Below are 13528 nucleotides of genomic sequence, written 5' to 3' on the forward strand. Positions count from 1 at the left end.
TATGAATATCATTCTGCTTCTGATTGGCCTGCTCAATCTGGGCCTCCTCATCTATCTCTTGCAACGGTCAGATGACACAAGACCGGCTTTACGAGAGATGCTGGAAGACCACGAGGATCATTTGACAGACCAGTTGGACTATCGTTTTGAAAAAGAAAGACAAGCAAGCCAGATTGCCAATCAACAGTTAGAAATCGCGCTGACAGATCGCTTGACTGAGATGCGAGTGGAGATCCACCAACAGACGACAGCTCTACGCGCTGAGATGAATGAGCACTTTACCAAAAATCGGGATAAAACAGATGAGCGCATGCGCCAGATTCAAGAGTCCAATGAAGTGCGGCTAGAACAGATGCGTCAAACGGTAGAAGAAAAGTTGGAGAAAACCTTGCAACACCGCTTGCAGACTTCCTTTGAGACTGTTTCGAAACAGTTGGAATCGGTCAACAAAGGGCTGGGAGAAATGCAGACGGTGGCGAGAGATGTTGGAACTCTCAATAAAGTTCTTTCCAACACCAAGACCCGTGGGATTATGGGCGAATTGCAGCTGGGACAAATCATTGAAGATATTTTGACGCCAGCCCAGTATGAGCGGGAGTTTGTCACTGTTCCCCAATCCAGTGAGCGCGTGGAGTATGCCATTAAGCTTCCGGGACAAGGAGAGGAACCGGTCTATTTGCCAATTGACTCTAAGTTCCCTCTGGAAGACTACTATCGTCTGGAAGAAGCTTATGAATCAGGAGAGAAAGAGGAGATCGAGCGTTACCGTAAGGCCCTTCTTGCTAGTATCAAGCGTTTTGCTAAGGATATCCAACAAAAATACCTCTTTCCACCATCGACAACGAATTTCGGAATTCTCTTTTTGCCAACCGAAGGCCTTTATTCGGAAGTGGTTCGCAATCCAGAATTCTTCGATCGCTTGCGTCGGGACGAACAAATTTTAGTAGCTGGTCCAAGCACGCTATCTGCCCTTTTGAACTCCTTGTCTGTCGGCTTTAAAACACTCAATATTCAAAAAAGTGCAGACGATATCAGTAAAGTGTTAGGATCGGTCAAATCAGAATTTCATAAATTTGGAGGGATTCTCGCCAAGACCCAGCGTCATTTAAAGAATGCTTCCAATAATATTGATGATTTGCTAACCAGACGGACCAGTGCCATCGAGCGGACGCTCCGCCAAATCGAAAGCGATGAGGACCTGCTGGGACTAGATGTATATATAGAAGATGGAGAAGATGATGGTCAAAATTAACCAAATGAAAAAAGATGAATTGTTCGAAGGATTCTATTTGATCAAGTCAGCAGAAGTGCGTCAAACGCGGGCTGGGAAGAACTACTTAGCCTTTGTGTTTCAGGATGAGACCGGCACGATCGAAGGCAAATTATGGGACGCTCAACCCCACAATGTAGAGAGCTTTATGGCTGGGCGCGTGGTCCATATGACTGGGCGTCGGGAAGTTTACAATAATACCCCTCAAGTCAATCAATTGAACATGCGCTTGCCACAAGCAGGAGAGCCCAATAATCCAGCAGACTTCAAGGAAAAACCACCAGTAGATCCTAAGGAATTGCATGAATACTTGTCAAACATGATTTTCAAAATTGAAAATCCAGTCTGGCAACGGATTGTCCGTGCCCTCTATGGAAAATATGAGAAAGAGTTTTATAGCTATCCAGCTGCTAAGACCAACCATCATGCCTTTGAAGCAGGTCTCGCTTATCATACGGCGACCATGGTCCGCTTGGCAGATAGTATCGGCGATATTTATCCTCAGTTGAATAAGAGCTTGCTCTTTGCGGGGATTATGTTACACGATTTGGCCAAAGTGATCGAGTTGACGGGACCTGAAAATACGGAGTACACTGTTCGGGGCAACCTCATTGGCCATATTGCACTGATTGATGAAGAAATCACCAAGGTCTTACAAGACTTAAAGATTGATGACCAAAAAGAAGAAGTGATTGTCCTTCGCCATGTGATCTTGAGTCACCATGGCTTGCTCGAATACGGTAGCCCTGTTCGTCCCAAGATCATGGAAGCAGAGATTATTCATATGATCGATAATTTGGATGCAGAAATGATGATGATGACGACAGCTCTTGGCCTAATTGGGCCTGGCGAGATGACCAATAAAATCTTCGCTATGGAAAACCGATCTTTCTATAAACCGAATATCGATCAGTAAAAACAGAGATAAATACGGAAACTATTCCAAAAAAAAGAAAAAAATTAGGGAAAAACGGCCTTCTGTAAATCAGAATGTTCGTTTTTTTCGCTTCTTATGGTATAATGATAGAAAAAACTACATGGTGAGAAAATGAAATTAAGAAGAAGTGAACGGATGGTCGTGATTTCTAATTACTTGATCAACCATCCCTATGAATTGACTAGCCTCAATACTTTTGCGGAAAAATATGATTCTGCGAAGTCTTCCATCTCAGAAGATATCGTGATTATTAAGCGGGCTTTTGAAGAGATGGAAATTGGAAATATTGAGACCATCACAGGAGCTGGAGGAGGCGTGATCTTTACGCCGTCTATCTCAGATCAAGAATCCAAAGAAATCGTTGAGGATCTTTGCAAGCAACTATCTGAAAGTAACCGTATCCTTCCTGGTGGCTACATTTACTTATCTGATCTTTTGAGCAATCCAAAGATTTTGAATCGTATTGGCCGCATCATTGCCAAAGCCTTCCGGGATAAGAAGATTGATGCAGTCATGACCGTAGCGACCAAGGGGGTTCCTCTAGCCAATGCAGTGGCCAATGTCTTGAATGTTCCATTCGTTATTGTCCGTCGTGATTTAAAAATCACAGAAGGATCCACCGTTAGTGTCAACTATGTTTCAGGCTCAAGTGGGGATCGCATTGAGAAAATGTTCCTTTCAAAACGTAGCCTAAAAGCAGGAAGCCGAGTCTTGATTGTTGATGACTTCCTTAAAGGTGGCGGAACGATTAACGGAATGGTCAGCCTTTTGTCTGAATTTGATTCAGAATTGGCAGGGGTAGCTGTCTTTGCAGATAATGCTGTAACCGACCGTGAATTCTTTGAACACAAATCCTTATTGCGTGTGACCAACATCGATGTGAAAGAGAATAAATTGAGTGTCGAAGTTGGGAATATCTTTGATTAAGAGCAATTAAGGAGGATCAAAAAGTGAAAAGAATTTTAGATCGATTTGATAATAGTCCTTTGTGGATTCGTTTGGTGACAGTTCTGTCTCTATCCTTTATTTTGGTAGCTGGCTTGTATACCGTTAAAAAGAATACGGCTGCCCAGGTAACGACAGAAATTCAACCTGCTAAAAAAACAGGTTCCCTTCCAGTGAAAAAGGAAACAAAGGAAGAAAAAGAAAAGAAGGAAGAAAAGAAAACTACAGAAGCTGCTGAAAAAGCAGTCGTTCAAATGGAAACGACTCCGAGTCAAGATTCTGTGAACGCTGCCCAAGCTGCTGTGAAGAAAGTAAAAGATGCGACTCAAAAGCAATCGCTTGAAGCTCGTATTCAATACATTGCTAACTATTATGGACTGACCTATGAGAGTGATACTGCGACAACGCAGCAGACTCAAACAGACGCTAATGCGAACACGAACGCTAATGGTGGAGTAGCTGGAGCCAATGCGACAGTGCAACCACAACAGCAACAACAGTATGCACCGGCTGCAGATACAGGGGCAGAAGTACCTGCTGAAGCTGGGCAATAATGAACTTTTTAGACTTCTTTAAAAAATAAAAAAACATCTTGCAATCAAAGTGCCGTCATGTTATAATAATAGACGGTACTTTTTACTTTTGGTCTCTCAAGAGTGTACAGGGACGTGCTGACAAATGTTGCAAAAGTACACACAGATGGTAGCTGTCACCAAGTGTATCATCACCAAAAATAAAAAAAATCACAGGAGAATGTAGATGCCTACAATTAACCAATTGGTTCGCAAACCGCGTAAATCAAAAGTAGAAAAATCTAAATCACCAGCTTTGAACGTTGGTTACAACAGTCATAAAAAAGTTCAAACAAACGTTTCTTCACCACAAAAACGTGGTGTTGCAACTCGTGTTGGAACAATGACACCTAAGAAACCTAACTCAGCCCTTCGTAAATTCGCTCGTGTACGTTTGAGCAACTTGATCGAAGTAACTGCTTATATCCCAGGTATCGGACACAACTTGCAAGAACACAGCGTGGTTCTTCTTCGTGGTGGACGTGTAAAAGACCTTCCAGGGGTACGTTACCATATCGTCCGTGGAGCACTTGATACTGCAGGTGTAAACGATCGTAAACAAGGCCGTTCTAAATACGGTACTAAACGTCCAAAAGCATAAGGAAAGGGGATAAAGAGAAATGAGTCGTAAAAACCGTGCGCCTAAACGCGATGTATTGCCAGATCCGCTTTACAATTCACAATTAGTTACTCGTCTTATCAACCGCGTTATGCTTGATGGTAAACGTGGTACAGCTGCTTCAATCGTTTACGGAGCTTTCGAACAAATTAAAGAAGCTACTGGAAACGATGCTCTTGAAGTATTTGAAACAGCTATGGAAAACATCATGCCTGTACTTGAAGTACGTGCTCGCCGTGTCGGTGGTTCTAACTACCAAGTCCCAGTTGAAGTTCGTCCAGAACGTCGTACAACCCTTGGACTTCGTTGGTTGGTAACAATCGCTCGTCAACGTGGTGAACACACAATGGTTGATCGTCTTGCAAAAGAAATCTTGGATGCAGCGAACAACACTGGTGCAGCTGTTAAGAAACGTGAAGATACTCACCGTATGGCTGAAGCTAACCGTGCATTCGCACACTTCCGTTGGTAAGAATAAGATACTAAGGGCGTTAAAAAAGCGACTGAAAATTAGGAAGCTTGACGTAGAATCAAAGATTCTAGGAAAGCTTATCTATTTTCCAAGCTTTTAGCCCGGGTTCAAATTAGCTAAACATATAGTTTCAGCTTTTATTCAACTCAGCAACGAGTTGAAACCAACAAATCATGAAAACAATGAGAACGGGTAGGTCCTGCCTATCCGTTTTTATTAAATCATGTTATAATAGAATATAGAAATAAAAAATATAGGAGAAACAAACCTCATGGCACGCGAATTTTCACTTGAAAAAACTCGTAATATCGGTATCATGGCTCACGTCGATGCTGGTAAAACAACTACAACTGAGCGTATCCTTTACTACACTGGTAAGATTCACAAAATCGGTGAAACTCACGAAGGTGCGTCACAAATGGACTGGATGGAGCAAGAGCAAGAACGTGGTATCACTATCACATCTGCCGCTACAACAGCTCAATGGAAAGATACTCGTGTAAACATCATCGACACACCAGGACACGTGGACTTCACTATCGAAGTTCAACGTTCACTCCGCGTTTTGGACGGTGCTGTAACCGTTCTTGACTCACAATCAGGTGTTGAACCTCAAACTGAAACAGTTTGGCGTCAAGCAACTGAATACGGAGTTCCACGTATCGTATTCGCAAACAAGATGGATAAAATCGGTGCTGACTTCCTTTACTCAGTGAGCACACTTCATGACCGTCTTCAAGCAAACGCTCACCCAATTCAATTGCCAATCGGTGCTGAAGATGACTTCCGTGGAATCATCGACTTGATCAAGATGAAAGCTGAAATCTATACGAATGACCTTGGTACAGATATCCTTGAAGAAGATATTCCAGCTGAATACCTTGAACAAGCTCAAGAATACCGTGAAAAATTGGTTGAAGCAGTTGCTGAAACTGATGAAGATTTGATGATGAAATACCTTGAAGGGGAAGAAATCACAAACGAAGAATTGAAAGCTGGTATCCGTAAAGCAACAATCAACGTTGAATTCTACCCAGTACTTTGTGGTTCTGCCTTCAAGAACAAAGGGGTTCAATTGATGTTGGATGCAGTCCTTGACTACCTTCCAAGCCCACTTGATATCCCTGCAATCAAGGGTGTAAACCCAGATACAGACGAAGAAGAAGAACGTCCAGCATCTGATGATGAGCCATTTGCAGCTCTTGCCTTCAAGATCATGACTGACCCATTCGTAGGTCGTTTGACATTCTTCCGTGTTTACTCAGGTGTCTTGAACTCAGGTTCATACGTATTGAACACTTCTAAAGGTAAACGTGAACGTATCGGACGTATCCTTCAAATGCACGCCAACACTCGTAAAGAAATCGAAACAGTTTACTCTGGTGATATCGCTGCTGCCGTTGGTTTGAAAGATACAACAACTGGTGACTCATTGACAGATGAAAAAGCAAAAATCATCCTTGAATCAATCGAAGTTCCAGAACCAGTTATCCAATTGATGGTTGAGCCTAAATCTAAAGCAGACCAAGACAAGATGGGTATCGCTCTTCAAAAATTGGCTGAAGAAGATCCAACATTCCGTGTTGAAACAAACCCTGAAACTGGTGAAACAGTTATCTCTGGTATGGGTGAGTTGCACTTGGATGTCCTTGTTGACCGTATGAAACGTGAATTCAAGGTTGAAGCTAACGTTGGTGCTCCTCAAGTATCATACCGTGAAACATTCCGCGCTTCTACACAAGCACGTGGATTCTTCAAACGTCAATCTGGTGGTAAAGGTCAGTTTGGTGATGTTTGGATCGAATTTACTCCAAACGAAGAAGGTAAAGGATTCGAGTTCGAAAATGCGATCGTCGGTGGTGTGGTTCCACGTGAATTCATCCCTGCAGTAGAAAAAGGACTTCAAGAATCTATGGCGAACGGTGTTCTTGCTGGTTACCCAATGGTTGACGTGAAAGCTAAGCTTTACGATGGTTCATACCACGATGTCGACTCATCTGAAACTGCCTTCAAGATCGCTGCATCTCTTGCGCTTAAAGAAGCTGCTAAGACTGCACAACCAGCTATCCTTGAACCAATGATGCTTGTAACTATCACAGTTCCTGAAGAAAACCTTGGGGATGTTATGGGGCACGTAACTGCTCGTCGTGGACGTGTAGATGGTATGGAAGCACACGGTGCAAGCCAAATCGTTCGTGCTTATGTACCACTTGCTGAAATGTTCGGTTACGCTACTGTTCTTCGTTCTGCAACTCAAGGACGTGGTACTTTCATGATGGTATTTGACCACTACGAAGATGTACCAAAATCAGTACAAGAAGAAATCATTAAAAAAGCTAAAGGTGAGGCTTAATTTACCGAAGCTAGAAAACTCTTCCCGTTTAGGGAAGGGTTTTTGTTTGTCTGGGAAGGCTAGAGATTAAAAGGTAGTAGAGAAAACGTTATTTCCATGGATCAAGACTTTGTGAAAAACTTTAATAAAAAAGGTCTCGAACTAGGATAAATCTTGCTTTTCGTGGGGAAATAGTTGCTTTTTAATGCAATAAAGTATATAATAGAGACTGTTAAAAGATGTTTGGCGCTGTGTCAAGTTACTCTTTTCACAAAAAAATTTTTTGATTTTCATAAGGAGGAAATCACGAATGGTAGTTAAAGTTGGTATTAACGGTTTCGGTCGTATCGGTCGTCTTGCTTTCCGTCGTATCCAAAACGTAGAAGGTGTTGAAGTTACTCGCATCAACGACCTTACAGATCCAGTTATGCTTGCACACTTGTTGAAATACGATACAACTCAAGGTCGTTTCGACGGTACTGTGGAAGTTAAAGAAGGTGGATTCGAAGTTAACGGTAAATTCGTTAAAGTTTCTGCTGAACGCGATCCAGAACAAATCGACTGGGCTAACGACGGTGTAGAAATCGTTCTTGAAGCAACTGGTTTCTTTGCTACTAAAGCAGCTGCTGAAAAACACTTGCATGCTGGTGGTGCTAAGAAAGTTGTTATCACTGCTCCTGGTGGATCAGATGTTAAAACAGTCGTATTTAACACTAACCACGATATTCTTGATGGTACTGAAACAGTTATCTCAGGTGCTTCATGTACTACAAACTGCTTGGCTCCAATGGCTAAAGCTCTTCAAGATAACTTCGGTGTTGTTGAAGGATTGATGACTACTATCCACGCTTACACTGGTGACCAAATGATCCTTGACGGTCCACACCGTAAAGGTGACCTTCGTCGTGCACGCGCTGGTGCTGCTAACATCGTTCCTAACTCAACTGGTGCTGCTAAAGCAATCGGTTTGGTTATCCCTGAATTGAACGGTAAATTGGACGGAGCTGCACAACGCGTTCCTACTCCAACTGGATCAGTAACTGAATTGGTAGTTGTTCTTGAAAAGAACGTTACTGTTGATGAAGTAAATGCAGCTATGAAAGCTGTTGCTAACGAATCATACGGTTACACTGAAGATCCAATCGTTTCTTCAGACGTTGTGGGTATGTCTTACGGATCATTGTTTGACGCAACTCAAACTAAAGTTCTTGACGTTGACGGTAAACAATTGGTTAAAGTTGTTTCATGGTATGACAACGAAATGTCTTACACTGCACAACTTGTTCGTACTCTTGAATACTTCGCAAAAATTGCTAAATAATTCATGCGTATGATGAGAGGAGGGAAACCTCCTCTTTTTTTGTACTTTTTTTAGGGCTTTCTCATCATATTATAGGACTTGCCAAAATAGATTGACAGTGTAAATTGGATTAGGTATCCTATTCTTGATTGGAGATTTCTAATACAACGAAATGAAAGCGATTACAGATCGTAGAGAAAGGAGCCAATGGAAATCGCTCAAGAAAAGGAAAAAATCCATACAAGGAGGTCAAGATGAAAGGTCATTTATTTGAAAAGCAAGAACGATTTAGTATACGAAAATTTAGTGTGGGAGTTTGTTCTGCATTGATTGGATTAGCATTTTTAGGAACAGGAGCTGTCTCTGCAGATGAGACAGTTTCTACTAGTGAACAAGCCTTAGAAGCATCTTCAGCAACGACCGAAGATGTCAATCATTTGGTGAGAGAAGCAGGCGTCTATACAGCGGATGCAGCACTTCCTACAGTTGATCCTGCAAAACCAGCTACAGCAGAAACGGTCACCCCAGAGGCTAGTCCTACAAGTACAGAAGCTGGCTCTTTGACTACTGATACACCAGCTGTTTCAGAGGTTGAGAAACCAAAAGTTGCAGCTGAGAAAGTGGCCGATTTACCAACCAATGAAGAAAAACAATTAAGACCCAAAGAAGTTAAGTTTGATACCTGGGACGATCTCTTGAAGTGGGAACCTGGAACACGAGTGGATGACGATTTGAACAGAGCAAGCGTCCCACTTGCCAGTCGTTTTCAGGGGAAACAAATTAATGAACAAGCCAACCCTGAAGCGAAGATCCAAGCACTGTCAAATATGAACTCCAAAGCCAAGGACCATGCATCTGTCGGCGGGGAGGAATTTAAGGCCTATGCTTTTGATTACTGGCAATATTTGGATTCCATGGTCTTTTGGGAAGGGTTGGTGCCATCAGCAGATGTGATTGATGCAGCCCACCGAAATGGGGTTCCTATTTATGGGACAATCTTCTATAACTGGTCTAGTAGCATCAAGGATCAAGAACATTTTGCAGAAACCTTGAAAGAAGATAGTGAGGGATCTAAGACCTTCCCGATCGCCCGTAAATTAGTTGAACTTGCCAAGTACTATGGCTTTGATGGCTATTTTATCAACCAAGAAACAACCGGAAGTCTTGTAGAACCATTGGGTCCAAAATTGAGAGATTTCCTTCTTTATACCAAGGAATATGCGAAGAGTCTCAACTATCCGATCAAGTACTCTTGGTATGATGCCATGACTTATGAATATGGCCGCTACCATGAGAATGCGCTAGGTGAATACAACTACAATTTCATGCAGCCAGAAAATGGGGAGAATCCAGTTGATACCTTCTTTGCTAACTTTAACTGGGGCAAATCAGAAGTCGATTATTCGATCAGCACAGCTAAATGGATCCAGCGCAATCCTTATGATGTTCTAGCTGGACTGGAACTCCAAAAAGGGGGATCTTATAAGACTAATGTGGACTGGAATGCTATTTTAGATGAACATGGCAAGTTGCGCCTTTCTCTTGGTCTTTATGCGCCAGATACGATTACAGGTCTAGGAAAGACTGGAGAAGGTTACCATACCCATGAAGATCTATTCTGGACAGGTTTCCAAGGAGATCCGACCAAAGGAAAACCAGCAGACCAATCTTGGTACGGAATGTCTAATTTGGTTGTGGACAAAACCCCTATTACAAGTGAAGATTTCAATACTTCCTTCAATACTGGACACGGGAAACACTGGTTTGTGGATGGCAAGATTTCTAAAGAAGGGGAATGGAACTACCGTTCTGTTTCCGGCTACCTTCCAACGTGGCGCTGGTGGGTAGAACATAGTGAAGATAGTACGCCATTAAAAGGTCGCTATGATTTTGAACAAGCCTACAATGGAGGAAATTCTCTAGCCTTTGAAGGAGATTTAAAAGCCAATAGCAGTCAAAATGTCATGCTCTATTCGACCAAAATTCCTGTGACAGAAACGACAAAATTGAGCGTCAGTCATAAAGGTGGGGTCGGAGCAGCAGCTTGGGTAGCTGTTGCCACAAAAGAAGACTACTCTGAATACGAATGGAAGGAATTGACGCCGAGTGCGGATTGGTCTACTCAAACCTTTGATTTGGGAAGTTTGGCTGGCAAGACCATTTATGCTGTGAAGATGTTCTTTGATCATGATACAGATGTCAAAGATTACAAGTTCAACCTCGGTCAATTGTCGATTACGTCGAATCAAGAAAAGCCAGCTGCTCCAGCAGAAGTCACCGTTCGGGCAAAACGCCTACAAAATGCGCAAGAAGCAGAAGCGGTCCTCAATTTTAAAGGGGTAGCGGATGCGGATTATTATGAAGTCTATGAAAAAGACGGTGACAACTGGCGTCTTTTAACGGGTTCTTCTGCGACAACCGTCTATCTACCAAAAGTTAGTCGTTCTGCAAGTGCTGAAGGGACTACTCAGGACCTCAAGGTCGTTGCAGTTGGGAAGAACGGCCAACGTTCAGATGCAGGGACTGTGGCCTTTGATTGGGGCATGACAGTGTCAGATACCAGTCTACCAAAAGCCTTAGCACCAAACGTGGTCATCGGAGCCAAAGTCATTGGTTCAAGTTTCCCAGATGCAGATGGTAGTGAAGGCGTCGAGGGGATGTTGAATGGGACGATTACCAGTCTTTCGGATAAATGGTCTTCTGCTCAATTGAGCGGAACCGTCGATATTCGCTTGACACAACCTCGGACCATTGTTCGTTGGGTCATGGACCATGCCGGTGCGGGTGGAGAATCTGTCGATGATGGCAAGATGAATACGCGGGACTTCGACCTTTACTACAAGGATGAAGCCGGCGAGTGGAAATTAGCTAAGGAAGTTCGTGGCAATAAAGCCCATGTGTCTGATATTACACTCGACCATCCGATCAAGGCTCAAGAATGGCGTCTCCATGTCATTACAGCAGATAACGGAACCCCATGGCAAGCCATCCGGATTTACAACTGGAAGATGTATGAAAGTCTGGATACTGAAACGGTCAACATCCCGATGAAACATGCTGCAGCGCAGAACCTAGGCAATCATTTTGTTCAAGTTGGTTTCAAAGATGTCCCAGCCAATACCACACTGACCCTTTATGCGGATAAAGAAGCAACCAGCCCAATTGCGACCATGACAGCTGATCAAGCTGGAAATCTGATCTTTAAACCGCTGGCTTTTGAATCCACCCCATCTCTTCTATACTATCGTGCGCAAGAACCTGGTAAAGATATCAGTAATGTCTTGGCGATCGAAGTTCCAAAGAATGATAAAGAAATTGCGGGACTCCAATTCGAAGATGGATTGACTAAGAAGGTCTACCGGGAAGGGGATGACCTCTCCTTGAAAGGAGCAACACTCCGTGTTCATTATAAAGATGGCCAAGCAGATCAACTGGTCAACCTCACCAACTCAGGAGTAGAGATTCATGGTTTTGACAGCAGCAAGCTTGGAGAACAACACTTAGAAGTTTCTTACCTTGGTCAGAAATTGGATAAGACTCTCACTGTTTTTGTGGTCAGTGCAGAGGAAGCGGGTGAAAAAGCAGTTGCTGGTCTGGAATTGACCGATAAACCAAAAGTGGAATATATTGTCGGGGAAGCATTGGAGAAAGAAGGTGGACGCTTTACAGTCGTCTTTGAAGATGAAACGACCGAAACGCATGCCTTGACAGATGAAGGTGTGGAAGTAACTGGATTTGATGCGACCAAGGAAGGTCGTCAAACCATCACCGTCCATTACAAAGGAGCTAGCACAAGCTTTGATGTCCTTGTGAATCCAAAACCAGCTCTCAACGATGAATACCTCAAACAAAAATTGGCTGAAGCTGAGGCTGCAAAAGCCAAAGTAGACTTTACTTTTGCCAGCCCTGAAGTCAAAGAAGCCTTGCTGGCTGGAATGGTTGCTTCTGAAAAAGTCTTGAAAGAGCATGATATCAGCACACAAGATCAAGTCAATGAGCAGTTGAACCAATTGACCGCTCTCTTGAAAGCCTTGGATGGTCAAGCCAATCTAGTTAAAGAAAAAGAAGCTCTCTCTGCCCTAACAACAGAAGCGACCGCTCTATTATCAAGCAAGCCAAATCACCCTTCTGGTGAGGCTTTACAGGCACTCCTGGAGAAAAATAAAGAGCTCCTAGCTTCTTCAGAGCTCACTCCTGAAGCGCTTGGGACTGCAAAAACAGGTCTAGAGACCTTGATTGCACTCCTGAAAGAAGATAAGCCAGCTGTCTTTGTAGACCCTGCGACTGGAGTCGAAGTTCAATTCTCCAACTTAGAGCCAACCGTTGTCAAAGGACTAAAAGTCGCAAAAGTTGAAGCCAATCAGACAGAAAAAGAAGAGCTGAAGGGCCGAGAAGGAATCGTCTTTGATATTGAAGGCGTCGATGCAAGCGGTCAAGATATCGATACGCACCATCCATCCCTTGTGAAAATCCCTGTGGATAAGGATAAAGAAGTGGAGCAAGTCCTCTTCTTCCCAGAAGGTCAAGCTCCTCAATCCTTGGCCTTTGAGAGAGTTGGAGATGTGGTCATCTTTACAGCTCCTCACTTTACCCACTATGCGATTGTCTATAAGACACCAAGTCCAGTCCTACCGGATCAACCGATCCAACCAGAGGAACCGGCTAAACCAGATCAGCCAGATCAACCAGATCAACCAGTCCAACCAAGTACCCCAACGAATCCGGATCCAGCTAATCCGTTGAAGCCTACAGCTTCATCTCAAGCGGATCAGTCTGTCCCAACGATTTCTACTAAACATGCTCATGAAGAGGGGGATCACAAGGATGTGGTCGATCAAGAGATCCACCAGTTGTTAAGTGCCCACCAAGGAGCCAACTCACAGCCAACGGTTCAGCAAGAAACAAAAGATGCAAGCAAAGAAGGTCAATCGGAACACTTACCAAATACGGCAAGCCTAGAAACTTCCTTTGCAGCTGAAGCTGTTCTTTTAGCAGCTTTAGGAGGCTTCCTCTTGGCTGGTAAGAAGAAAGAAGAGTAATTCTTTCAAAGGATTCTTTCGTTCACTTAAAAAGTCACTCTC

The 13528-nt window shown here is 43.3% G+C and carries 9 protein-coding genes; all 9 read left to right on the forward strand.

Annotated elements, in window-relative coordinates; translation table 11 throughout:
• Position 1: 1 nt before the first annotated feature.
• The 9 genes from ACVC7Q_RS06365 to ACVC7Q_RS06405 all read left to right on the forward strand — a co-directional run bounded on the left by ACVC7Q_RS06365 (position 2) and on the right by ACVC7Q_RS06405 (position 13486).
• Positions 2–1252, forward strand: coding sequence for a DNA recombination protein RmuC (locus ACVC7Q_RS06365; protein ID WP_447265244.1), 1251 nt, complete (start codon positions 2–4; stop codon positions 1250–1252).
• Positions 1239–2186, forward strand: a complete 948-nt coding sequence (locus ACVC7Q_RS06370; RefSeq protein WP_447265245.1) for a 3'-5' exoribonuclease YhaM family protein — start codon at positions 1239–1241, stop codon at positions 2184–2186. The genes ACVC7Q_RS06365 and ACVC7Q_RS06370 overlap by 14 nt, the downstream gene beginning before the upstream one ends.
• Positions 2187–2318: 132 nt before the next feature.
• Positions 2319–3134, forward strand: coding sequence for a pur operon repressor (purR, locus tag ACVC7Q_RS06375; RefSeq protein ID WP_447265246.1), 816 nt, complete (start codon positions 2319–2321; stop codon positions 3132–3134).
• Between the two features lie 23 nt (positions 3135–3157).
• Entirely contained in the window at positions 3158–3706 is a 549-nt protein-coding gene (locus tag ACVC7Q_RS06380; RefSeq protein WP_447265247.1) for a hypothetical protein, read from the forward strand.
• 205 nt (positions 3707–3911) lie between these two features.
• Complete coding sequence (gene rpsL, locus ACVC7Q_RS06385) at positions 3912–4325, forward strand: 30S ribosomal protein S12 (protein ID WP_001142332.1); 414 nt, start codon at positions 3912–3914, stop codon at positions 4323–4325.
• Positions 4326–4344: 19 nt separating this feature from the next.
• The gene (gene rpsG, locus ACVC7Q_RS06390) at positions 4345–4815 is read left to right on the forward strand and encodes a 30S ribosomal protein S7 (protein WP_003003105.1); all 471 of its coding nucleotides are present in this window, start codon (positions 4345–4347) and stop codon (positions 4813–4815) included.
• Between the two features lie 271 nt (positions 4816–5086).
• Positions 5087–7168, forward strand: coding sequence for an elongation factor G (gene fusA, locus ACVC7Q_RS06395; RefSeq protein ID WP_371495970.1), 2082 nt, complete (start codon positions 5087–5089; stop codon positions 7166–7168).
• Positions 7169–7457: 289 nt separating this feature from the next.
• Positions 7458–8468 carry a type I glyceraldehyde-3-phosphate dehydrogenase gene (gap, locus tag ACVC7Q_RS06400; protein WP_006154814.1) on the forward strand — a complete coding sequence of 337 codons (1011 nt, stop codon included), beginning with the start codon at positions 7458–7460 and terminating at the stop codon, positions 8466–8468.
• 233 nt (positions 8469–8701) lie between these two features.
• On the forward strand, positions 8702–13486 hold the full coding sequence (locus tag ACVC7Q_RS06405) for an endo-beta-N-acetylglucosaminidase (protein ID WP_447265248.1): 4785 nt from the start codon (positions 8702–8704) through the stop codon (positions 13484–13486).
• The last annotated feature ends 42 nt before the right edge of the window (positions 13487–13528 follow it).

The sequence above is a fragment of the Streptococcus sp. W151 genome, from assembly GCF_053010205.1.

Coding starts and splice junctions, on each gene's coding strand:
- ACVC7Q_RS06365 (WP_447265244.1), top strand. CDS start 2: ATGAATATCATTCTGCTTCTGATTGGCCTGCTCAATCTGGGCCTCCTC.
- ACVC7Q_RS06370 (WP_447265245.1), top strand. CDS start 1,239: ATGGTCAAAATTAACCAAATGAAAAAAGATGAATTGTTCGAAGGATTC.
- purR (WP_447265246.1), top strand. CDS start 2,319: ATGAAATTAAGAAGAAGTGAACGGATGGTCGTGATTTCTAATTACTTG.
- rpsL (WP_001142332.1), top strand. CDS start 3,912: ATGCCTACAATTAACCAATTGGTTCGCAAACCGCGTAAATCAAAAGTA.
- rpsG (WP_003003105.1), top strand. CDS start 4,345: ATGAGTCGTAAAAACCGTGCGCCTAAACGCGATGTATTGCCAGATCCG.
- fusA (WP_371495970.1), top strand. CDS start 5,087: ATGGCACGCGAATTTTCACTTGAAAAAACTCGTAATATCGGTATCATG.
- gap (WP_006154814.1), top strand. CDS start 7,458: ATGGTAGTTAAAGTTGGTATTAACGGTTTCGGTCGTATCGGTCGTCTT.
- ACVC7Q_RS06405 (WP_447265248.1), top strand. CDS start 8,702: ATGAAAGGTCATTTATTTGAAAAGCAAGAACGATTTAGTATACGAAAA.